Raw genomic sequence first — 20916 nt, 5'->3', positions numbered from 1 at the left:
CGTGAGCACGGCTACACCCCCGGTGGCGGACCTGCAGGACCGAGGCCACGGCGTAGGAGGGCGGGTCGATCCGGACGCACGACGGCGCCCACCCGCCAGGACGTGGCGGGGGGACGCCGTCGTGAGGCTGCGGACGGCGCCGATGCACGGCGATGGCGCGCGGATCGGGGACTCAATTCCGCCGACCCGGGGCCGACGCGCTACTCGGCCGCGGGCGGCTCGGGCGCCTCGGACGGCTTCTCCTCGGCCGCGGGGGTCGACTCGTCGGTGGAATCGGCCCAGTACTCCTCGGCCCAGGGGTCTTCCACGGGCTGACTGCGGCGCCAGACCACGTAGGCGGCGCCGGCGGCGCAGCCGGCGACGGCGAGCCAGCAGAACGTCTTGAGAACGGGGTGCTTCTTCTTCACTGGTACCTCCGGTGTCAGCGCCGCTTCCTTGGCGGCGACGGCGATGCGCTGGGCACGCTCGGTCAGCGTGCCCTCGGTGTTGGCGGCCTCCTGGGCGGCTAGGGCGGCACGCTGGGCGGCGGGAACGTACTCCTCGATCACCCGCACGCGAGCGCCCTCGGCGGCGCGCTGGGCGGCGGGAACATATTCCTCCACCACCCGGGTGCGCGCCTCCTCGACGACCGGCTGCGCGCGCAACTGTGCCTCCTTGGCGGCCTTGGCGAACTCCTCCCGGGCGCGGTTGACGCGAGGCGCCGCCCAGCCTGCGGCACGGCCGGCCTGAGCCGCCAGGCTGTCCGCGAGCGTGGTCGCCTCCTGGCGGGCCCGATCGAGGTCGATCTTCTTGTCGAGGATGTAAGCCATTTCGGTCTCCCTGCTCGGAACGATGAGGTGGTTCACCTCAATGGTGGCACTGTAACGCAGGTCGCACCCATGAAGCTGGGTGCCGTTCTGCCTGGGGTGAACACCGGGTCCCGGGATCCTCCCGCTCTCCCGTGCGACGATGCGGGCATGGAAGCGACCATCGAAGCGACACTCCACACCAACCTCGGCGACATCCGACTCGAGCTGTACCCCGAGCAGGCGCCGCAAACCGTCTCCAACTTTGTTGGCCTGGCCACCGGTGAGAAGACCTGGACCGACCCGCGCACCGGCGCGCAGTCCAACGCCCCCCTGTACGAGGGCGTCGTCTTCCACCGGGTGATCCCCGGTTTCATGATCCAGGGCGGCGACCCGCTGGGCACCGGCACGGGCGGCCCCGGCTACGTCTTCGATGACGAGATCGACCCCTCGCTGACCTTCGCCGCCCCCTACGTCCTGGCCATGGCCAACGCCGGCCGGCGCCTGGGCAAGGGCACCAACGGCTCCCAGTTCTTCATCACCACTGCCCCCACCGAGTGGCTGCAGGGCAAGCACACGATCTTCGGAGCCGTGGCCGACGACGCCTCCCGCAGGGTCGTGGACGCCATCTCGGCGGTAGCCACCGACCCGCGGGATCGTCCCCTGGATGACGTCGTCATCACCTCCGTCACTATTCAGCGGTGAGGCGGGTCCAGCGTCGTCGAGACGGGAGCGATTCATGACCGATTCGAACCCGCAGGTCGGCGCCCCGCCCGTCTGCCCGCGGCACCCGGATCGGGTGGCCTATGTGCGCTGTCAGCGCTGCGGCCGCCCGGCGTGCCCGGAGTGTCAAGTACCCAGCGCCGTCGGCATCCACTGCGTGGACTGCGCCCGCCGGTCCAGTTCCGGCCGTCGCGGCGTACGCACCGCCCTGGGCGGCCGCCCGGTGGCCGACGCGTTGGTGGCCAAACTCCTGGTGGGTGCCTGTGTGATCGTGTACGTGGGGCAGCTGGTCTACCCGGCAATCACCGGCTGGTTCGACTTCGTGCCCGCACTCGCGGCGACTCAACCGTGGCGCTTCCTATCCACGGCCCTGCTGCACGGTTCGCTGGCACACCTTGGCCTGAACATGTGGGCACTGTGGGTGCTCGGCAATACCCTCGAGCCGCTGCTGGGGCGCTGGAGATTCATCTGTCTGACTGCTCTGAGTGCGCTCGGCGGCTCGACGGCGATCTACTGGCTGGCATCGCCGAGCTCGACATCGTGGATCTCCGGGACAGTGGGTGCGTCCGGCGCCATCTTCGGGCTGTTCGCGGCCGTATTCGTCATCCAGCGGCGCTTCGGGCGCGACACCTCGACCATCGTCGGCCTGCTCGTGATCAATGTGTTGATCTCGGTGCTGGGAACCAACATCTCCTGGCAGGGACACCTGGGCGGTTTTCTCACCGGCCTGCTCCTGGCCGCGATCTACGCCTGGGCGCCGCGGGAGCGCCGCACCGCCGTGGGCGTATGGGGGACCGTGGGCGTGGCGGTGCTCCTGGTGGCCCTGGCCGCCGCCCGCATTCTCCTGGTGTAGTCGCAAGACCAGTCACCGACCCGCGCCCCTGGGGACACCTGGCAACCCAGACCCGGATGCCGCTCCGGCTGGCGGAGGCTCTCGGGCACCTGGTCGTTGCTCGGCACCACCTCGGCACCTCCGCGGCGTCATCACACGTACGAGTTCCCGCCTACTTCGCCGTATCCACACACGAACCCACGGCTGTGGATTCTGGGGAAGCACATCCCTGTCATTCCTCCACACCTGTGGACACTCCTGGGGAAACACACCGATGTGGTTCTCCACAGGGTTGCGCACAGCTGGGGACGAATCGGCAAGATGCGCATATTCACGCCGAAAAACGGTTAACCCACAGCACGGGGATACGTCTGCCTCCCGCCTGTGCACACGCGCAGACAGCATCTGTGGATGCTCTGCCGGCTCGGAAGCATTCGGGGTGGGCCGCGGTCGATCAGCGCCGCGGCCCACCCCCGCCCTGCTTGCCGCTCAGAGAGTCAGCAAGACCTTGGTGGCGCGGCGCTCATCCATCGCCCGGTATCCCTCGGCCGCCTGCTCCAGCGGCAGCGTAAGGTCGAACACCTTGCCCGGGTCGATCTTGCGCTCCCAGATGAGCCCGATCAGCTCGGGCAGGAAACGACGCACCGGCGCCGGACCCCCGTGCAGGTGAATCTCATCGAAGAACAGCTCATCGCCCGGAATCTGTACATCATGGGCAATGCCGACGAAGCCGACGTGTCCGCCCGGACGCACCGACTTGCGCGCCTGTGCGAAGGACTCGGCGGTGCCCACGGCCTCGATCACGCTGTGGGCTCCGAAACCATTGGTGAGTTCCTTTACCTTGGCGACGAAATCGTCTCCACGCTCCGCAAGCACGTCGGTGGCGCCGAACTCACGGGCCAAAGCCTGCCGATCGGCGTGACGACTGGAGACGATGATCCGCTCGGCCCCCAGCTCCTTGGCGGCCAGCACCCCCATCAGACCGACCGCGCCGTCCCCGACGACGGCCACGGTCTTGCCCGGGCCGACTTCTGCGGCCACGGCGGCGAACCATCCGGTGCCCAGCACGTCGGAGGCCGCCAGCAAGGAAGGCACGATCTCCGGGTCAGGCTCGCCGGGGGTCTTCACCAGCGTGCCATCAGCGAAGGGGATCCGGGCGTACTCGGCCTGGGTGCCGACGGTGTAGGCGACGAACTCCGCGTGCACGCACTTGGACTGGTAGCCGGCCTGGCAGATCTCACAGGTGTTATCGGAAATCACGAAAGATCCCACCACCGGGTCTCCGACCTTCAAGGTTGTCACCTCCGCACCGATCTCGGTGACAACGCCTACATACTCATGACCCATGACTTGGTGGCGACTGTCGTCTTCGCCGCGGTACGGCCACAAGTCCGAGCCACAGATGCAGGTGGCGGTGATGCGGATGATGGCGTCGGTCGGGTCAATGATCCGCGGGTCCTCGCGATCAATGACCTGGATATCACGAGGGCCTTCAAGAACTACTCCACGCATGATGTCCTCCGTATGTCTACTGGTGCTTCAAGGACCCGGGTCCCGAACCCGGAGCCCGCCGGGCCGTCCCGGCAGCCCTCAAGTTAAAACCCGCATCCGAGCGCTGGGAGACCCTGACAGGTCCCCCAGCGGTTCAGCGCCAGGTGGCGGCCTGCTCGCCGCGAGCCCACGTGGGCAGTTTTCCCAGACGCTCTGCATCCACAGAGCCGGGTTCAGCGCTGTAAGTAACGATAGACAGGCCCTTCTACCCGGGCATCTCGAAACCATCGAAGGTGACAGCGATCGGTCCCAGGTGGGGGTGAAGAAAGGTCTTGTGGCCGGAACGGTGTTCGTATACCTCCTGCCGAGCCCAGTCCTGTCGAAACAGCGCACTGCGGTCGGACAGCTCCTCGATGACGGCGGTTATCGCCTGGTTCAGTGGGTCGCGGCCGACATACAGCCGGAGCATGGCGGCTGTCATCCGACGCGCCTGGCCCCAGTCGCCGTAGTAGCTGCGCGCGCGGCTATCCAGGAAGATAAACCGGGCGATGTTGGGGCGATCAGCTGTGTCGAAATGCGGGTAGTACAGAGCTCTTCCACCCTCATTCGCCGCAACGATGTCATGTGCGGGGTTGTAGACGATGGCCGGCACTGACAGGTTGTTAAGCACACGCTGTACCGAGGGGCGCACGCCTTCCGCCGGGCTCTCCTCCAACCGTTGGGATGCCGGGACGAAGCCGCGGGCCAGATTGAACAGGTGGGACCGCTCGATGTCGTTCATCCGCAGCACCCGGGCGATGGACTCGAGCACGGCGTCAGACGCGCCCCGTATGCGGCCCCGTTCCAAACGGGTGTAATAACCGGCACTCACCCCCGCCAACTGGGCTACTTCTTCGCGGCGCAGTCCCTTCACGCGGCGCCCGGGCGGCTACTCATTCCCCGGGGTTAGGGCTCGACGGCGGCGGCGTGCCGTTCTCGGATTCATCCACACCGTCGACGTCGGTGCGCTCCACCTCCAGGGTGACCTCGGCTACCATGGCGGCAACGACACCGATTGCGGCCAGCACCGTGATACCACCGACCACCGCGCGCTGGCGGTCAACGACACACTCAGAAAACCACGGCGACGATCAACCCTCATCCGTCACGACGTGCCGACGTAGAACATCCGCGAGTGGCGGCAGGTAGTTCTCAACAACCTCGCGGACTACAGCAACGTCGACACCAAAGTACTGGTGTACCAGTATGTTGCGGAAACCTCGTATCTGTTGCCATGCGATCTCGGGATGCTGATCGGTAACCTCGGCAGGCAGGTGATTCACTGCCTCGCCGATTATCTGGAGGTTACGCTCAATCGCATCCTCCGCCATATCTGCTACATCGACATCCTCACTTCCGAGAGCGTCCGCATACCGTCGGCATCTATCGATCGCTTGCAACGCATCGGTCACGCGCCGGGCTGAACTGCGACTCATAGCGGCACCGCCTCGACAAGCGCCGCTGCGGAGACCGGCCGTTTGAGCAACTGCACTGGGAACACGTCGACATCGTCTCGTCCGAAGAGGGCCCGCGTCTCCTCCATGAGTCCTGACGCGCGCATGAGCAGGTTGCCATCTGCAGGGTCCATCTCGACCAGAATGTCGATGTCGCTGTCAGCATCCGCCGTGCCGCGCGCAACGGAACCAAAAAGCCTGGGATTGGTCGCCCCGTACCGCGCGAGAAGGGCGAGAAAATCGTCCCGATGCGCCAAAACAAGCCGACGCAAGGCGACCGTCTCCGGCGTGGCAGTGGTCGCAGGCATGCTCCAACCATACCGACACTCACCCTGCGGGTGTCTACACCTCCGGGTCAGGGTTCGGCGACGGGGCCGTTACGTCCTCGGAGCCGCCGTCGACGTCGGTGCGCTCCACCTCCAGGGTGACCTCGGCGACCATTGCGGCGATGACGCCGATGGCGGCGAGAACCGGCGCCGCCAGCACCGTGATACCGCCGACCACCGCGCTGGCCGTCAGGGGCACGCTGAGGAACTCTCTGCCGGAGGAGTCGCGCAGGATGACGCGGCGGACGTTCCCGTCGGCCACGAGCTGCTTGATGGTGGCGATCAACTGGTCACCGGCCACGGTAATCCAGTCGACGACGGTGCGCGGTGCGCCGCCCGCCGAATCCGGACCGGAGGAGAACCCATGAAAATCTGTGCTCATGGCTCAAGTCTGACGCGACCGAAGCGCCGGGCACCATGGGGAAGCGCCCTGATTCATCCCCGAGCCACACCCGCGCCGCTACGGCCTCGCCGCGAGTTCCCAGTCCCCGAGCCGACCTCTTCCAACGAGCACCCGCAGCACATTGGGGTTCGCCGCCGGACACACCGTTAGCGGTGTCTCGAGGCATCGCCGGTCCCGGCGGACTCGGCCGGGAGGAATGAGTGGAGCCAACGGGACTCGAACCCGTAACCCCCTGCTTGCAAAGCAGGTGCGCTACCAATTGCGCCATGGCCCCCGGTCATGCGATGGGGTCGGTGACCTCCGCCCATGCAGCCCGCTCCGCGCGGTTGGCCGCCAGCTTCAGCCAGGCGGCGTAGCCGGCCACCCCGAGGCATGAAAAAACCGCGGCCAGTACGAGCGTTCGGCTCTGCATGAAGCCTCCTCACGTTCCACCGCGGGCGGTGGGCCTAGCTGGACTTGAACCAGCGACCTCATCCTTATCAGGGATGCGCTCTAACCAACTGAGCTATAGGCCCTTGCGACGCGGAAGAGACTAACCTACCGAGTCGCCGGCAACCAAATGCGATCACTCATCTGCGAGTGTGAGATGAACCCCACCGACGAGCGCGGCCGTGATGTTGTACAGGAACGCACCGATGGTGGCCAGCGCGGTCGTCAGGATGATGTTGACGACGGCGATAACGGTGGCCATGGAGATGGCCCGGGAGAACTTCATGTACTCCAGCAGCGCCGAGTAGGCGTTGTAGTTGGAGTCCATGATGGTGCTCAGCAGGTCTTGGATGGTGGAGAACACGTGCATGGCGTCCAACATGAACCACACGAAGGCGGCGGCCACCACCAGCATGATGCCGGCCGCAACACTCAGCAGGAAGGACGCCTTCATCACCGACCACGGGTCGATGCGGGTCAGGGCGAGCCGCACACGGCGCGGCCCCGCAATGGTCTTGGCGGCCGGCTTGGGCTGATTGGGGCTCTGCTGGCTCGCGGCGGGGGCGGCCGGCTCGGGCGCGGCCGCGGGGGGCTGTGTCGGTCCGCCCGTGGCGGGCGGGAAGGACTCCGGCTGACTCATGCCTGGACCTCACTCTCGTCGTCCTCAGACGATACCGCGTCGGCACCCTCGCTCGCAGCGTCCACTCCGGATTCGGCCACCGCCTGCTCCGCCGAGTCGGCCGACGGCGCCGAGGCCGATTCCTCGTCGTCGCCATCGAGCTCATCCTCGGCGTTGCGGGCGACGGCGATGATGCGGTCGCCCGGGTCGGGCTTGGCGAAGGTGACGCCGCGAGTGTTGCGGCCGGTACGGGAGACCTCGGCGACGGCGCTGCGCACCACCTTCCCGGAGGCCATGATGCACATGACCTCATCGGTGGGGGCGGTGGTCAGGGCACCCACGAGGTCGCCCCGCTCCTCCACCAGGTCGGCGACCTTCACGCCCAGGCCGCCGCGGCCCTTGACCGGGTAGTCGGTGGCCAGGGTGCGCTTGGCGTAGCCGCCCTCGGTGACGACGAACAGGTCGGCGTCCTCCCAGGCGGGGTCCACCACGTCCATGGCCAGCAACGAGTCACCATCGCGGAAGCGCATGCCGGTCACGCCGCTGGTGGCGCGGCCGGTGGGGCGCAGGGTGGCGTCGTCGGCGGTGAAGCGCAGGGCCTGGCCGTGCCGGGAGACCAGCAGCAGGTCCTGCCCGGCGGACAGCAGCGCGGCGGAGACCAGTTCGTCCGGGTTGCCGTCGGCATCCTCACGCAGGTTGATAGCGATCAGCCCGGCCGACCGGTTGGAGTCGTACTCGGTCAGGCGGGTCTTCTTCACCAGGCCGCGGCGGGTGGCCAGCACCAGGTAGTCGGCCTGCTGGTAGTCGCCCAGTTCCATCACCTGGGCGATCTCCTCGCCCGGCTGGAAGGCCAGCAGGTTGGCCACGTGCTGCCCCTTGGCGTCGCGGCCGCCCTCGGGCAGCTCGTAGGCCTTGGCGCGGTAGACGCGGCCCAGGTTGGTGAAGAACAGCAGCCAGTTGTGGGTGGAGGTGACGAAGAAGTGGTCCACCACGTCGTCCTCCCGCAGGGCGGCGCCGCGCACGCCCTTGCCGCCGCGGTGCTGGGAGCGGTAGGCGTCGGTGCGGGTCCGCTTGGCGTAGCCGGAGCGGGTGATGGTGACGACGACCTCCTCCTCGGGGATCAGGTCCTCGGCGCTCATCTCCCCGTCGAAGGGCAGGATCTTGGTGCGGCGATCGTCGCCGTACTTGTCGACGATCTCGGCCAGCTCCTCGGAGACGATGCGGCGCTGGCGGGCCGGGTCGGCGATGATGTCCTTCAGGTCGGCCACGCGGGCGGTCAACTCGTCGGACTCCTGCTGGATCTTGAGACGCTCCAGGGCGGCCAGGCGGCGCAGCTGCAGGGAGAGGATGGCCTCGGCCTGAGCCTCGTCGACGCCGAGCAGCTCCATCAGGCCGGTGCGCGCCTCATCGGTGGTGGGCGAGTGACGGATCAGGTCGATGACGGCGTCGAGGGCGTCGATCGCCTTAAGCAGGCCCCGCAGGATGTGCAGCCGCTCCTCGGCCTTGCGCAGCCGGTACTGGGAGCGGCGCACAATCACGTCGATCTGGTGGTTCACCCAGTGGCGCACGAAGCCGTCCAGGGACAGGGTGCGGGGCACGCCGTCGACCAGGGCCAGCATGTTGGCGGGGAAGTTGTCCTGCAGCTGGGTGCGCTTGTAGAGGTTGTTCAACACCACCTTGGCGACCGCGTCGCGCTTGAGCACGATCACCAGGCGCTGACCGGTGCGGCCGGAGGTCTCGTCGCGGATGTCGGCGATGCCGCCGATCTGCCCGTCGCGCACCAACTGGGCGATCTTGTCGGCCAGGTTGTCGGGGTTGACCTGGTAGGGCAGCTCGGTGACCACCAGGCACTGGCGGCCCTGGATCTCCTCGACATTCACCACCGCCCGCTGCGTGATCGAGCCGCGGCCGGTGCGGTAGGCGTCCTCGATGCCGCGTCGGCCCAGGATGGTGGCGCCGGTCGGGAAGTCGGGGCCGGGGATGCGCTGAATCAGCGCCTCCAGCAGCTCCTCGCGGGAGGCCTCGGGGTGGTCCAGGAACCACTGCACGCCGGCCGCGACCTCGCGCAGGTTGTGCGGGGGGATGCGGGTGGCCATACCCACCGCGATGCCCTCGGAGCCGTTGACCAGCAGGTTGGGGAAGCGCGAGGGCAGGATGACGGGTTCCTGGTTGCGGCCGTCGTAGTTGTCCTGGAAGTCGACGCTCTCCTCGTCGATGTCGCGGACCATCTCCATGGCCAGGGGCGCCATCTTGCACTCGGTGTAACGGGGTGCGGCCGGCCCCAGGTTGCCGGGGGTGCCGAAGTTGCCCTGCCCGGCCACCAGCGGGTAGCGCAGTGACCACCATTGCACCAGGCGGGCGAGCGCGTCGTAGATGGCGGCGTCACCGTGCGGGTGGTAGTTACCCATGACCTCGCCCACCACGCGGGAGGACTTGGAGAAGGAGGCGGTGGGGCGGTAGCCGCCGTCGTACATGGCGTACAGGACGCGGCGGTGAACCGGCTTGAGTCCGTCGCGCACGTCGGGCAGGGCGCGCCCGACGATCACGCTCATGGCGTAGTCGAGGTAGGAGCGCTGCATCTCCATCTGCAGGTCGACCGGGTGGATGCGGTCTCCGGTCGGCTCCAGGGCGGGGAGCTCGGTGGTCTCGTCGCTCACGAATTTCCTTTGCTTCTGCGTTAGTTGCGGTACGTGGGGGCGGCCGGATCAGATGTCCAGGAAGCGGACGTCGGCGGCGTTGCGCTGGATGAAGGAGCGGCGCTGCTCGACGTCGTCCCCCATGAGGATGGAGAAGGTTTCGTCGGCGTCGGCGGCCTCGTCCAGGGTGACCTGCTTGAGGATCCGGTTGGCCGGGTCCATGGTGGTCTCCCACAGCTCGTGGTCGTTCATCTCGCCCAGGCCCTTGTAGCGCTGGATCCCGCCCTCCTTGGGCAGGCGGCGGCCCGCCTCGGCGCCGGCCTTGAGCAGCTGGTCGCGTTCGGCGTCGGAGTAGGCGAACTCGTGCTCGGTGCCGACCCACTTGAGCCGGTACAGGGGCGGCATGGCGATGTAGGTGTGGCCCTGCTCGATCAGGGGGCGCATGTAGCGGAACAGCAGGGTCAGCAGCAGGGTGGCGATGTGCTGACCGTCGACGTCGGCGTCCGCCATGATGACGATCTTGCCGTAGCGCAGCTTGGAGATGTCGAAGTCCTCGCCGATGCCGGTGCCGAAGGCGGTGATCAGGGAGCGAATGGTGTCCGAGGACAGGGCCCTGTCCAGGCGAGCCTTCTCCACGTTCAGGATCTTGCCGCGGATCGGCATGATGGCCTGGTGCTCGGGGTCGCGCCCGCCGACGGCGGAGCCGCCGGCCGAGTCGCCCTCGACGATGAAGATCTCGCACTCCTCGGCGTTGCGGGAGGAGCAGTCGCGCAGCTTGCCCGGCATGGAGGCGGACTCCAGCACGCCCTTGCGGCGGGTGGCCTCGCGGGCCTTGCGGGCGGCCATGCGGGCGGCGGCCGCCTGGGAGGCCTTGGTCAGCACCGCCTTGGCGTCGGCAGGGTGGGAGTCCAACCAGTCGCCGAGCCGGGCGTAGACGGTCTGCTGCACGAAGGTGCGGGCCTCGGTGTTGCCGAGCTTGGTCTTCGTCTGGCCCTCGAACTGCGGGTCGGTGAGCTTGACGGAGATGACGGCCGTCAGGCCCTCACGGATGTCTTCACCGGTGAGGTTGTCGTCCTTGTCCTTGATCAGGCCCTTCTCGCGCCCGTACTTGTTGACCAGGGTGGTCAGTGCGGTGCGGAAGCCCTCCTCGTGGGTGCCGCCCTCGGTGGTGTTGATGGTATTGGCGTAGGTGTGGACGGACTCGGAGTAGGCGGCAGTCCACTGCATGGCGATCTCCAGGCTGATGGCACGCCCGTCGCCGAGGTCCTGCTCGGCCTCGAAGTCGATGATCTCGGGGTGGATCAGCTCGACCTTCTTGGAGCGGTTCAGGAAGGCCACGTAGTCGCGCAGACCGTGCTCGTAGCAGTAGGTGACGGACCGGTGCCCCTTGACCGGGTCGTCGGCGGTGCCCAGTTCGTCGCCGGTGATCTCATCCCCGGAGTCGGTCACGCCCTCGCGCTCGTCGGTCAGGGTGATGCGCAGGCCCTTGTTCAGGAAGGCCATCTGCTGGAAGCGACGGCGCAGGGTCTCGTAGTCGAAGACGGTGGTCTCGAAGATGGCCGGGTCCGGGTAGAAGGTCTGGGTGGTGCCGGTGACGTCGGTGGCCTCGCCGCGCTCCAACGGGGTCAGTGGACGGCCGCCGTCGCCGAAGCTCATGCGCCACACGTAGCCCTGGCGGCGCACCTCGGTGTCCACGCGGGTGGACAGGGCGTTGACCACGGAGATGCCCACCCCGTGCAGGCCACCGGAGACGGCGTAGCCGCCGCCGCCGAACTTGCCGCCGGCGTGCAGGATGGTCATGACCACCTCGACGGTGGGCTTGTGCTCGGTGGGGTGCTCGTCGACGGGGATGCCGCGGCCGTTGTCGACCACGCGCAGACCACCGTCCGCCTGGATGGTGACCTCGATGTGGTCGCAGTAGCCGGCCAGCGCCTCATCCACGGCGTTGTCCACCACCTCGTAGACCAGGTGGTGCAGGCCGCGCTCACCGGTGGAGCCGATGTACATGCCGGGGCGCTTGCGTACCGCCTCCAGGCCCTCCAGGACGGTGATGTCGCCGGCGTCGTAGCCGTGCTCGGTGCGGCTCGTCGCTGCGATATCCGCCTCCGGGGCGGGCGCGGCGGTAGGCTCGACGCTGCCGGTATTGCTGCTTGTGGTCACAGGCTGATCCAGGTCAGACACGTATCAGTTGCTCCTCGTCATGTGCGCCGGGCTGATTCCCATGCGGGCACCCAGGCGCCGGAATTCGGGCTTGGGACCCGGCGCGTGTAGGTGGGTACCTGGTGCATGGCCTTGGGCGCACCATGGGCATTTCCGCGCCGATTCTACCGTGTTCGACTCCGGTTTCGGGCGTCATGACGCCAATCGCGACGTGGGCAACGTCACCCGTTAGGTCACCCGTAGGTATCGCGTGGGCCGCGTCCGCCGCGGGCGGCACCGAAGCGACCGTGCCGCCAGGTGGGGCCGGCCGGGCCCAGGATGCGGATTTCGACGGCGCCGCCGTCCCGGCCCAGGGCCTGCTCCACCTGGCGTTCGATGCCGGGCAGCAGTAGCCGCAGCTGCTGCGCCCAGGCGCTGGAGGAGGCGCGCAGCGTCAGGCGGCCGGGCTCGAAACGCTCGATGACGGCGTGCTCGGCGATCTGTTCGCCGACGATCTCCCGCCAGCGCACCGCCACCGACGCCATGGCCAGTTTGGAGGCCCAACCGTGTCGCTCGGCGTAGCGGCGCAGGTCTTGTTTGCCGGTGCGCGGGTCGAAGCGGGTGGGACCGGGCCGGTCGCGGCCGGGCGGCAGTCCGGGGCCACGGTCCATATCGGCACTGTCGGCGCCGCCCGCCCCGGCGTCCCGCCCCGGGCTCCGACGGCGCTGGTCCCAGGCGGCCACGCCGTCGACGTCCGCCGCCTGCCGGGACAGCCGGCTGCGGGTCTGGCCGGCCTCCCAGGCGCGACCGCGCTCACGGGCCAAGGCGCGGGCGGCGAGTGCGTCGGCCGGATCGGCGTCGTCCGGGGATACCGGGGTGCGGGGATCGATCATGGTTGCACCTGCGAGCCGGATTCGGTGCGGGTGACGTGGAAGCGCCTTCCCGCCAGGGCCGCGGGCACGTCGTCGTCGACGGCGGCCGTGAGCAGCACCTGCTGGGCGTCGGCGGCGATCCCGGCCAGGGCGTGACGGCGGGCGTCGTCCAGGGAGGCGAAGACGTCGTCGAGGATGAGCACGGGCTCGCCGTCGCCGGCGTAGGCGTCCACGTCGTGGCGCAGCATCTCGTAGGAGGCCAGGCGCAGCGCCAGGGCCAGCGACCACTGCTCGCCGTGGGAGGCGAAGCCCTTGGCCGGCAGAGCGTCAAGGAACAGTTCCAATTCGTCGCGGTGGGCGCCCACCAGGTTGGCACCCCGGTCGATCTCGCGGGCATGCAGCTCGCCCATGGCCGTCTCCAGCCGGGCGGCGGTTGCCGGCACGTCGCGCAACGGTTCTTCGGCGGCCAGGACGGCGGCCGCATCGGCCGGGTCCGGCTCGTCGGCGCCCTCGTGGGCCAGCAGGCTGGCGCGGTAGGCGATGCGGGCGTCGGTGCGGCCCTCGCTGACCCGGCCGTAACAGTCGGCCACCCAGGGGCGCAGCCGCTGCACGACGTCGATGCGAGCGGCGATCAGGCGGGCGGCCGCCGCGGCCAGTTGGGCGTCCCAGACCTCCAGGGTGGAGAGCATGGAGGCGGTTGAGGCGCGGGCGGCCCGGGCCGACTTCAGCAGGCTGGCGCGCTGGGCGAGGATCTTGTCGTGCTCGGCACGCACGCCCGCGAGCGTGGGTCGCAGGGTGACGGCGAGGTCGTCCAGGAAGCGGCGGCGCACGCTCGGCTGCTCACGCACCAGGGCCAGGTCCTCCGGGGCGAAGACGACGGTGCGCAGGATCCCCAGCAGGTCGCGGGGGCGGGCGTTGGCGCGGTTAAGCCGGGCCCGGTTGGCGCGCCCGGCGATCAGTTCCAGCTCCAGGACGCTGGGCCGTTCACCGTGGACCACCTTGGCGCGGATGACGGCGCCGGCGGGTTGGGGAGTACCGGATGCGGCGCGGCGTACCAGGGCCGCGTCGGTGCCGGCGCGGTGACTGGACAGGGTGGACAGGTAGGCGATCGCCTCCACCAGGTTGGTCTTGCCCTGTCCGTTGGGTCCAATGAACGCCGTCGGCCCGGGCTCGAGGGTGAGGACGAGCTGGTGGAAGGAGCGGAAGTCGTCCAGGGCCAGGTCAGAGACGTACATTCCGCCTCACCTCCCGTGGACGAGTCACGCTTAGGGGCGTGTAAGCACCGATTCCTCGCACCGTCACCCCGCACAGGCGGATGGTGCGGCTGAGAGCCGGAAGCATTTGGGCCGGGGCCGTCCTCAGGCACCGAAGCGGATCGGCATGATCAGGTAGCGGAAGGAGGTGTCCTCCTCGCCGTCGATGGCGCTCATGCCGGTCAGTACCGCGGGCTTGGACGGGTGGGTGAAGTCGAAGCGCACGTACGGCTGGGTGATGGCCCCCAGACCGTCGAGCAGGTAGGCGGGGTTGAAGGCGGTGGCGATGTCCTCGCCGTCCAGGTGGGCGACCAGCTGCTCGGAGGCCTGCGCGTCGTCACCCTGCCCGGCGTCGAGGGCCAGGTTCCCGGCGGTGAAGGACATGTGGATCGGGGCGGCCCGGTCCGCCACCAGGCTGACGCGGCGCACGGCGCTCATGAGTTCTTCGCGGCCGACGGTGGCGTGAATCGTGGTGGTCTCGGGGAACAGGCGCAGTACCGGCGGGTAGTCGCCGTCGGTCAGCAGGCTGGTGGTGCGACGGCCGCCGGCCTCGAAGCCGATCAGGCTGGAGCCGACCGAGTCGGCTTCGGTCAGCGCGATGGTCACGTCGCCGGTCGAGGTCAGGGACTTGGCGACGTCGGACAGGGTGCGGGCCTTGAGCAGCGCCTGCGTGGCCATCTGCGGGTCCTGCGGCTGCCAGGTCATTTCGCGCACGGCCAGGCGGTAGCGATCGGTGGCCATGAGGGTCAGGGAGGGGCCATCGACCTCCATCTGCACGCTGGTCAGCAGCGGCAGGGTCTCGTCGCGGGAGGCGGCGACGGACACCTGGGAGACGGCCTGGGCCAGGTCGTGGGCGTCGACCGTGCCGGCCACGCCGGGCATCTGCGGCAGCGCCGGATAATCGTCGGCGGCCATGGCCGCAAGTGCGAAGTGGGAGGCGCCGCAAGTGACGGTGACCTTGGTGCCCTCCACCTCCAGGTCGACGGGCTTGGCGGGCAGAGACTTGGCGATGTCCGCCAGCAGTCGCCCGGAGACCAGGACAACGCCCTCTTCCTCGACGTCGGCGGGAATCTCGCAGTGCGCGGAGACCTCGTAGTCGAAGGAGGCCAGGATCAGGGAGGTGGTGGTGGCCTCGAGGCGGACGCCGGCCAGCACGGGCACCGGGGGACGCGCCGGCACGGAGCGGGCGGTCCAGGTGACGGCGTCGGCGAGGACGTCGCGGTCGACCCTGAGCTTCATTTAGTGCCTCCTCGGCGGCCGGGCGCTCCCGGCATAAACGTGGTGTGTGCGGTTTTTCGCTGAGTGTAGACGCATCAGCCCCGTTGACGCACCGTGGGCCCGGAGCCCGCGGTCGGCGCCGGTTCACGCGGCGTGTGGGCATGGGCGGCTCGGCAGGGACTTGCGGTGCAGGTGCGGGCCGGAGTTGATGCGCGGTGAATGACAAGTCTGGTAGGGGTTGTAGGTGGTGTGGATGATGGGGATAACTGGTGTTTGCGGCGGCGTTGCGCGGGGCGCGGATGTGGAATTACAAATTCGTGGTTCCGTGGACGCGCGACCGCGGTGGTGGATTGTGTAGTTCGCCCGCGTCGGCGTCCCCAGACGCGGTCCAGGCAGTCCACACGCCGGACCCGCGTTGTCCACCGCCGTTCCGCAGCGCCGTCCACACCCCGTCATCCCTTCTAATGCGAGCTCTTGCACCCTGCTGCGCACGCCGTAGCCGCGTACCAGGGTGCAAAAGCTCGCAACAGGGCACAAACTCGTGCGTCAGACCGCCCCGCGGCTGAAAGGCCTGCGTTAAGGAGACGTCGGCGCGTCAGCCGGCGGAGGACTGGGCGGCCTGCTTGATACGGGCGGTCAACTCGGCGACGTGGTTGTAGGTCTCGCGGCGCTCGGCCATCTGGGTGCGGATCTTCTTGTCCGCGCTCATCACCGTGGTGTGGTCGCGACCGCCGAACTCGCGGCCGATCTGCGGCAGGGACATGTCGGTCAGCTCCCGGCACAGGTACATGCCGATGTGGCGGGCGTGGACGATGGTGCGCGCCCGGTTGGCCGAGCACAGGTCGTCGATGCTGATGCCGAAGTAGTCGGCGGTCTGCGCCATGATCAGCGCGGAGGTGATCTCCTCGCTGGCCGGGTCGGTGATGATGTCCTTGAGCACCAGTTCCGCCAGCGTGCGGTCCACCGGCTGCTTGGTCAACGACGCGAAGGCGGTCACCCGGATGAGGGCGCCCTCGAGCTCACGGATGTTGGTGGTGACCCGGCTGGCGATGTACTCCAGCACGTCCGCCGGCAGGTCCAGCCCCTCGGCACTGGCCTTGCGGGACAGGATCGCGGTGCGGGTCTCGAAGTCCGGCGGCTGCACGTCGGCCAGCAGCCCCCACTCGAAGCGCGAGCGCAGTCGCTCCTCGAAGCCGCCCAGGGCCTTGGGCGGCTGGTCGGAGGTGAGCACCACCTGCTTGTTGGCGGTGTGCAGGGCGTTGAAGGTGTGGAAGAACTCCTCCAGTGTCTGCTCCTTGCCCTGGAGGAACTGGATGTCGTCAACCAGGAGGATGTCCACCTCCCGGTAGCGGCGCTTGAAGGCGTCCATGCGGCCGTCGGCCACCGAGGCGATGAAGTCGGAGACGAACTCCTCGCTGGAGACGTACTTGACCCGGATGGAGGGGTAGAGCCGGCGGGCGTAGTGGCCGATGGCGTGCAGCAGGTGGGTCTTGCCCAAACCGGAACCGCCGTAGATGAACAGGGGGTTGTAAGCCTTGGCGGGTGCCTCGGCGACCGCAATGGCGGAGGCGTGGGGCAGCCGGTTGGACGAGCCGGTGACGTAGGTGTCGAAGGTGTACTTCGGGTTCAAGTCCGAGTCGGCGTTAGGCGGCTCCGCCGTCGGGGAGGGCGGACCGCTCATGTAGCCGGGGACGGTTGCCGGTGCGGCTGCGGGTGGGGTTGAGGAGGTCACGGCCGGGGTGGGCGCCTCGGGCAGGGGATCGACGGCGGGGCCGGCCAGGCGAGTGGTGGGCGCCTCGGGCCGATTGGCGAGCACGGGCGCGGAGGACTCCAGCGAGGTGTCTACGATCACTTCGAACGGGACGTCGTAGCCGGCGGCCCGGCGCAACGCCTGGGTGATCAACTCCCGGGAGCCGTCGACGATGCCCCGGGCGAACCCGGAACCGACGATGAGTACGAGCGTGCCGTCGACGTCGACTGCACGGGTCGTGCGAATGATGGATAACTTGCCCTGGCCGAGCTCGGCCGAGGAGGCAAGGATTTCGAGGGCCGAGCGCCATTGTGCTGTCGCTTCGTCGGCCACGGCTGACTCCTGACTGACTGTTTGGAAACTGGTCGATGGTTGAGGATGGGTGTTTCGATGATCGCCCGGTCGGCTGGAAGCCGACTGGGCGGATGCGCTAGTGGAACCGTAGTCGATCCCGGACGCATGTCGGTCGGCCGTGCGTCGCACACGCCCGGACGCGCCGCCCGCCGGACAGGCAGTTGCACACAGGTTTGTCCACAGTTGGGGATGAGTATGGCACCCCCGCGCGGGTGCCGTCGGGTTCTAAGGCATGCCCCGCGACGTTGGGGACGGGTGGGGTTGTGCTGCATCGGATCTCGGCCGGCACCGGCGTCGAATGTGCACAGGCGCGGGTCCCGGTAGTTCACAGGCTTGGGAAAAGCTGCCGACGGCTAGACATCAGATGTATATCCGCGCCGGCGGGCGGTTCGGTACTCGCGGGTGGGCGGGGCCGGGTGGTCGGTAGGTAGGGGTTCGGCTGCTCGCCCTGTGTGCGCCCAGGGTGAGCGTGGGCCGGGCGTGTTCGGGTTCTCATCACATTGCGGCCGTAATCGTTTGACCGCGGGGAAAGCCTGCCCCTATGGTGGTGCGGACGTTCGTGTGGAGTCACGTCCCGGACCATGGGGCAGCCAACACGAGCGACCGTGCCGCGATTGGCGATGCACGGTTCCGATCATCGCACCAGGAGAACACCCGTGAGCAAGCGGACCTTCCAGCCCAACAACCGTCACCGCGCCAAGGTGCACGGCTTCCGTAAGCGCATGCGCACCCGCGCCGGCCGCGCCGTTCTGGCCTCGCGCCGCCGCAAGGGCCGCGCCCGTCTCGCGGCCTGAGGTGCTTCCGGCGGCGCACCGGATGCTGCGGTCGGAGGACTTCTCCGCCGCAGTGAGGTCCGGTGCGCGCAGCGGCAGTCGCCGACTGGTGGTGCACTACTGCGCCGGACCGAATTACGGCCCCGACTCTCGTCCCGAAGCGGACGCGGCCGGGGCCGTAGACGCGCTGCCGCAGGCCCGCGTCGGCATCGTCGTCTCTAAGAAGCAGGTCGCCCGCGCCACCCACCGCAACCGGATCAAGCGGCGTGTGCGTGCACTGATGCGCGCGCGCCTGGACACGTTGGAGCCGGGTGCGCGTGTGGTCGTGCGTGGCCTGGCCGGTGCCGACGGCGCGACCAGCGAACAGCTGGCCGCGGATCTGGACCGGTTGCTAGCCCGCAGCCGCCACCTCGCACACACCGGACGGCGTCGATGACCTGCTCACCACAAGCTCCTCGCCCCTCCGCCGCGGCCCGCGCGGCTCTGGCCCTGGTGGGCCTGTATCAGCGCTGGATCTCTCCGGCTCTGCCGCGCCGCTGCCGCTACTACCCCACCTGCTCCGCTTACGCCGTTGAGGCGATCAAGATGCACGGTGCGCTCAAGGGCACAGTGTTGGCCGCCTGGCGGCTACTGCGGTGCAACCCGCTCACGCGCGGGGGCGTCGACCATGTCCCCGACCCGGGTCGGTGGCGCTACCACCTGCCCCCCGACGTGCCGCGCTTTGCCGCTAATAACCCGCACTGCCCGGATGAGCGCCCCCGTTCGGGTGCCCCGCCCGACGCCGATGGACGCGTGTTGCCAGCGAGTGTCACCGCCTAGTAGTCCCCCGTCCCCACCGATTCGTCAGTCACCGCAAGTCCGCCGACCCGCCCCGTTCCGATAGCGCCCGGGCGGTCGGCAGCCCATCAGGCGCCGTCGGCGTCGTTAGCGTCGTAAGTTCGTAAACAAGGAGTGCAATGGACACGATCCTGTGGCCCCTCAAGGTCGCGGTCGCCTGGGTCATGGTCACCATCCACCGATTCCTGGTCTTCATCGGATTCTCCGATGGGCCCGGCGTCGCCTGGGTCATCTCGATCGTCGGCCTGACCATGTTCGTGCGGCTGCTGATCATGCCGCTGTTCGTCCGGCAGATTCGCGCATCCCGCGGCATGCAGCTCATGCAGCCCGAGCTGCAGGCACTGCAGGAGAAGTACAAGGGCAAGAAGGACCCCGCCTCACAGCAGCGCCAGCAGGAGGAGATGATGGCGCTGTACCGCAAGCACAACACCAACCCCTTCGCCTCCTGCCTGCCCATCCTGATCCAGATGCCGGTGTTCTTCGCGCTGTTCCGCGTGCTGGCCAACCTGGAGGCGGTCGCCACCGGCACCTACCCGGACCATGACTCCATCGGTCCGCTCACCGCCGCCCTGGCCGAGCAGGTGCAGGCCTCAACGCTGTTCGGGGCGCCGCTGTCGGCCTCCTTCATGAACTCCAGCGATGTCACGGTCAAGATCGTGACCGTGGTGATGATCATCCTGATGAGCGTCACCCAGTGGTACACGATGGCGCAGCTGAGCATGAAGAACATGCCGGAGGCGACCAAGAACTCCGACAACCCGGCCATGCGCTCCCAGCGCATGATGATGACGATCATGCCGATCTTCTTCGCCTTCACCGGCGTGCAGTTTCAGATCGGCGTGCTGGTGTACTGGGTGACTACGAACCTGTGGACCATGGGGCAGCAGTTCTTCACCATCCGCAAGATGCCCGCACCCGGCTCCGAGGCCGAGAAGAAGATGCGGGCTCGCGAGAACGCCCGCCGCGCCCGCAAGGGACTGCCCTCGCTGGAGGAGGAGGAACGCGCCAAGGCCGAGGCCGAGGGCACCATCCGCACCGGGCAGCGGGCCCAGCCCGTCCGCAAGGACCGGCAGAAGAAGCGCCCGCAGAACGCGTCGACCGCCGCGAACCTGGACAAGACCGCGCCCGAGCACACCGAGTCGGACACCAACGACGCCGATCAGCGCACCAACGCCGTCGGCCTCACCCAGGAGGAGATCGCCCGGCGCCGCTACGAGCGGCGTGCTCGGGCCCGCAAGCAGGCGGCCGCCAAACGCAAGGGTCAGGCCGGTAAGAACAAGAAGAACAACAAGCGCAAGCCCCGCTGAGTCCGGATCACCGGAGGCAGGGCACCCACGAGAGGCGAAGCAGACAGTCCCATGAGCGAGCACGCACAGCACCCCAAGCACCAGGCCAGCAGCGTCAAGGACCTCGAGGAGGAAGGCGAGATCGGCGCCGACTACCTGGAGGAGTTCCTCGACATCGTCGATCTCGGTGGCGACATCGACATCGACGTCGACCACGGTCGGGCCTCGGTGGCGATCATCGCCTCCGAGGCGGGCGACGAGCGCGAGTTGGCCGACCTGGTCGGCCGCGACGGCGAGGTCCTGGAGGCGATCCAGGAGCTCACCCGCCTGGCCGTCCAGGCGCGCACCGGCAATCGTTCCCGGCTGATGTTGGACATCAACGGCTACCGTGCGGCGCGCCGCGCCGAGCTGACCAAGGTTGCCGCCGAGGCGGTCAACAAGGTCAAGGCGACCGGCGAACCGGTGGCGCTGGAGCCCATGAACCCCTTCGAGCGGAAGGTCTGCCACGACGTCGTCGCCGCGGCCGGCCTGTTCTCCGAGTCCGAGGGCACCGAGCCGCACCGGCACGTGGTGGTCATGCTCCCCGACGACGAGCCGGAGGACGTCGACGAGGTCGACGGCTCGGATGAGGTGGAACAAGGCGCGCCGGATGCGGGCGCCGCCGACGAGGCGACCGACGACGAGCAGGCCTGAGCCG

Annotated in this window: 21 protein-coding genes, 2 tRNA genes and 1 pseudogene; 7 read left to right on the top strand and 17 right to left on the bottom strand. The window is 68.5% G+C overall.

Going from position 1 to position 20916, the window contains the following annotated elements; translation table 11 throughout:
• Window positions 1–200 precede the first annotated feature (200 nt).
• Complete coding sequence (locus tag ACGLYG10_RS14335) at window positions 201–809, bottom strand: hypothetical protein (protein WP_170866532.1); 609 nt, start codon at window positions 807–809, stop codon at window positions 201–203.
• A 147-nt stretch (window positions 810–956) separates the two neighbouring features.
• Between ACGLYG10_RS14335 and ACGLYG10_RS14330 the strand changes: the two genes are divergently transcribed.
• Complete coding sequence (locus ACGLYG10_RS14330) at window positions 957–1490, top strand: peptidylprolyl isomerase (protein WP_170866531.1); 534 nt, start codon at window positions 957–959, stop codon at window positions 1488–1490.
• A 34-nt stretch (window positions 1491–1524) separates the two neighbouring features.
• Window positions 1525–2361, top strand: coding sequence for a rhomboid family intramembrane serine protease (locus ACGLYG10_RS14325; RefSeq protein ID WP_073333469.1), 837 nt, complete (start codon window positions 1525–1527; stop codon window positions 2359–2361).
• A 468-nt stretch (window positions 2362–2829) separates the two neighbouring features.
• On the opposite strand, the gene ACGLYG10_RS14320 is transcribed toward ACGLYG10_RS14325, so the two are convergent.
• From ACGLYG10_RS14320 to dnaA, 16 genes are all read right to left on the bottom strand, one after another.
• On the bottom strand, window positions 2830–3852 hold the full coding sequence (locus ACGLYG10_RS14320) for a zinc-dependent alcohol dehydrogenase family protein (RefSeq protein ID WP_073333467.1): 1023 nt from the start codon (window positions 3850–3852) through the stop codon (window positions 2830–2832).
• 244 nt (window positions 3853–4096) lie between these two features.
• The gene (locus tag ACGLYG10_RS14315) at window positions 4097–4744 is read right to left on the bottom strand and encodes a helix-turn-helix transcriptional regulator (protein WP_073333464.1); all 648 of its coding nucleotides are present in this window, start codon (window positions 4742–4744) and stop codon (window positions 4097–4099) included.
• A 19-nt stretch (window positions 4745–4763) separates the two neighbouring features.
• Window positions 4764–4916 (bottom strand): hypothetical protein, encoded by a 153-nt coding sequence (locus ACGLYG10_RS16420; protein WP_211483026.1) that lies wholly within the window; start codon window positions 4914–4916, stop codon window positions 4764–4766.
• A gap of 45 nt (window positions 4917–4961) precedes the next feature.
• Window positions 4962–5306 carry a HepT-like ribonuclease domain-containing protein gene (locus tag ACGLYG10_RS14310; RefSeq protein WP_073333461.1) on the bottom strand — a complete coding sequence of 115 codons (345 nt, stop codon included), beginning with the start codon at window positions 5304–5306 and terminating at the stop codon, window positions 4962–4964.
• Window positions 5303–5632 carry a nucleotidyltransferase family protein gene (locus tag ACGLYG10_RS14305; RefSeq protein WP_073333459.1) on the bottom strand — a complete coding sequence of 110 codons (330 nt, stop codon included), beginning with the start codon at window positions 5630–5632 and terminating at the stop codon, window positions 5303–5305. The genes ACGLYG10_RS14310 and ACGLYG10_RS14305 overlap by 4 nt, the downstream gene beginning before the upstream one ends.
• Before the next feature lie 34 nt (window positions 5633–5666).
• Window positions 5667–6032 carry a DUF4342 domain-containing protein gene (locus ACGLYG10_RS14300; RefSeq protein ID WP_073333456.1) on the bottom strand — a complete coding sequence of 122 codons (366 nt, stop codon included), beginning with the start codon at window positions 6030–6032 and terminating at the stop codon, window positions 5667–5669.
• A 222-nt stretch (window positions 6033–6254) separates the two neighbouring features.
• Window positions 6255–6327, bottom strand: a tRNA-Ala gene (locus ACGLYG10_RS14295).
• 3 nt (window positions 6328–6330) lie between these two features.
• Entirely contained in the window at window positions 6331–6465 is a 135-nt protein-coding gene (locus ACGLYG10_RS16415; protein ID WP_211483025.1) for a DLW-39 family protein, read from the bottom strand.
• Between the two features lie 29 nt (window positions 6466–6494).
• A tRNA-Ile gene (locus tag ACGLYG10_RS14290) sits at window positions 6495–6568 on the bottom strand.
• A 50-nt stretch (window positions 6569–6618) separates the two neighbouring features.
• Window positions 6619–7122, bottom strand: a complete 504-nt coding sequence (locus ACGLYG10_RS14285; RefSeq protein ID WP_073333453.1) for a DUF3566 domain-containing protein — start codon at window positions 7120–7122, stop codon at window positions 6619–6621.
• Complete coding sequence (gene gyrA, locus ACGLYG10_RS14280; RefSeq protein WP_073333450.1) at window positions 7119–9758, bottom strand: DNA gyrase subunit A; 2640 nt, start codon at window positions 9756–9758, stop codon at window positions 7119–7121. The genes ACGLYG10_RS14285 and gyrA overlap by 4 nt, the downstream gene beginning before the upstream one ends.
• Before the next feature lie 48 nt (window positions 9759–9806).
• Complete coding sequence (gene gyrB, locus ACGLYG10_RS14275) at window positions 9807–11834, bottom strand: DNA topoisomerase (ATP-hydrolyzing) subunit B (RefSeq protein WP_073333728.1); 2028 nt, start codon at window positions 11832–11834, stop codon at window positions 9807–9809.
• A 296-nt stretch (window positions 11835–12130) separates the two neighbouring features.
• On the bottom strand, window positions 12131–12769 hold the full coding sequence (locus tag ACGLYG10_RS14270) for a DciA family protein (RefSeq protein WP_244542698.1): 639 nt from the start codon (window positions 12767–12769) through the stop codon (window positions 12131–12133).
• A complete protein-coding gene (gene recF / locus ACGLYG10_RS14265; RefSeq protein WP_073333448.1) occupies window positions 12766–13983 on the bottom strand; it encodes a DNA replication/repair protein RecF in 1218 nt (405 codons plus the stop codon). The genes ACGLYG10_RS14270 and recF overlap by 4 nt, the downstream gene beginning before the upstream one ends.
• 123 nt (window positions 13984–14106) lie before the next feature.
• Window positions 14107–15240: a DNA polymerase III subunit beta gene (dnaN, locus tag ACGLYG10_RS14260; protein WP_073333445.1), complete on the bottom strand. Its 1134-nt coding sequence runs from the start codon at window positions 15238–15240 to the stop codon at window positions 14107–14109.
• Between the two features lie 574 nt (window positions 15241–15814).
• Window positions 15815–17302, bottom strand: a complete 1488-nt coding sequence (gene dnaA / locus ACGLYG10_RS14255) for a chromosomal replication initiator protein DnaA (protein WP_073333443.1) — start codon at window positions 17300–17302, stop codon at window positions 15815–15817.
• Window positions 17303–17979: 677 nt separating this feature from the next.
• On the opposite strand from dnaA, the gene rpmH reads away from it, so the two are divergent.
• From rpmH to ACGLYG10_RS14230, 5 genes and pseudogenes are all read left to right on the top strand, one after another.
• Window positions 17980–18117, top strand: a complete 138-nt coding sequence (rpmH, locus tag ACGLYG10_RS14250) for a 50S ribosomal protein L34 (RefSeq protein ID WP_073333441.1) — start codon at window positions 17980–17982, stop codon at window positions 18115–18117.
• 22 nt (window positions 18118–18139) lie between these two features.
• Window positions 18140–18532 carry a ribonuclease P protein component gene (gene rnpA / locus ACGLYG10_RS14245; protein ID WP_234415965.1) on the top strand — a complete coding sequence of 131 codons (393 nt, stop codon included), beginning with the start codon at window positions 18140–18142 and terminating at the stop codon, window positions 18530–18532.
• Window positions 18529–18819 (top strand): annotated as a pseudogene (gene yidD / locus ACGLYG10_RS14240) (membrane protein insertion efficiency factor YidD); the annotation flags it as partial. The gene rnpA and the pseudogene yidD, both read left to right, overlap by 4 nt.
• Window positions 18820–19052: 233 nt before the next feature.
• Entirely contained in the window at window positions 19053–20240 is a 1188-nt protein-coding gene (gene yidC / locus ACGLYG10_RS14235; protein WP_073333436.1) for a membrane protein insertase YidC, read from the top strand.
• Between the two features lie 51 nt (window positions 20241–20291).
• Entirely contained in the window at window positions 20292–20912 is a 621-nt protein-coding gene (locus ACGLYG10_RS14230; RefSeq protein WP_073333433.1) for a Jag family protein, read from the top strand.
• The last annotated feature ends 4 nt before the right edge of the window (window positions 20913–20916 follow it).

Origin of the sequence: Actinomyces glycerinitolerans, from assembly GCF_900098745.1 — a bacterium.
GTDB classification, from domain to species: Bacteria; Actinomycetota; Actinomycetes; order Actinomycetales; family Actinomycetaceae; genus Actinomyces; species Actinomyces glycerinitolerans.
The sequence above is the reverse complement of the archived record's forward strand: the minus strand, read 5'-3'. Positions and strand labels throughout refer to the sequence as shown.

Excerpts from the sequence above, each read along its gene's own strand:
- rnpA (WP_234415965.1), top strand. The coding sequence starts at position 18,140 with ATGCTGCGGTCGGAGGACTTCTCCGCCGCAGTGAGGTCCGGTGCGCGC.
- ACGLYG10_RS14310 (WP_073333461.1), bottom strand. The coding sequence starts at position 5,306 with ATGAGTCGCAGTTCAGCCCGGCGCGTGACCGATGCGTTGCAAGCGATC.
- ACGLYG10_RS14335 (WP_170866532.1), bottom strand. The coding sequence starts at position 809 with ATGGCTTACATCCTCGACAAGAAGATCGACCTCGATCGGGCCCGCCAG.
- ACGLYG10_RS16415 (WP_211483025.1), bottom strand. The coding sequence starts at position 6,465 with ATGCAGAGCCGAACGCTCGTACTGGCCGCGGTTTTTTCATGCCTCGGG.
- ACGLYG10_RS14330 (WP_170866531.1), top strand. The coding sequence starts at position 957 with ATGGAAGCGACCATCGAAGCGACACTCCACACCAACCTCGGCGACATC.
- ACGLYG10_RS14300 (WP_073333456.1), bottom strand. The coding sequence starts at position 6,032 with ATGAGCACAGATTTTCATGGGTTCTCCTCCGGTCCGGATTCGGCGGGC.
- recF (WP_073333448.1), bottom strand. The coding sequence starts at position 13,983 with ATGTACGTCTCTGACCTGGCCCTGGACGACTTCCGCTCCTTCCACCAG.
- ACGLYG10_RS14320 (WP_073333467.1), bottom strand. The coding sequence starts at position 3,852 with ATGCGTGGAGTAGTTCTTGAAGGCCCTCGTGATATCCAGGTCATTGAT.
- ACGLYG10_RS14285 (WP_073333453.1), bottom strand. The coding sequence starts at position 7,122 with ATGAGTCAGCCGGAGTCCTTCCCGCCCGCCACGGGCGGACCGACACAG.
- ACGLYG10_RS14230 (WP_073333433.1), top strand. The coding sequence starts at position 20,292 with ATGAGCGAGCACGCACAGCACCCCAAGCACCAGGCCAGCAGCGTCAAG.
- yidC (WP_073333436.1), top strand. The coding sequence starts at position 19,053 with ATGGACACGATCCTGTGGCCCCTCAAGGTCGCGGTCGCCTGGGTCATG.
- ACGLYG10_RS14270 (WP_244542698.1), bottom strand. The coding sequence starts at position 12,769 with ATGATCGATCCCCGCACCCCGGTATCCCCGGACGACGCCGATCCGGCC.
- dnaN (WP_073333445.1), bottom strand. The coding sequence starts at position 15,240 with ATGAAGCTCAGGGTCGACCGCGACGTCCTCGCCGACGCCGTCACCTGG.
- ACGLYG10_RS14305 (WP_073333459.1), bottom strand. The coding sequence starts at position 5,632 with ATGCCTGCGACCACTGCCACGCCGGAGACGGTCGCCTTGCGTCGGCTT.
- ACGLYG10_RS14325 (WP_073333469.1), top strand. The coding sequence starts at position 1,525 with ATGACCGATTCGAACCCGCAGGTCGGCGCCCCGCCCGTCTGCCCGCGG.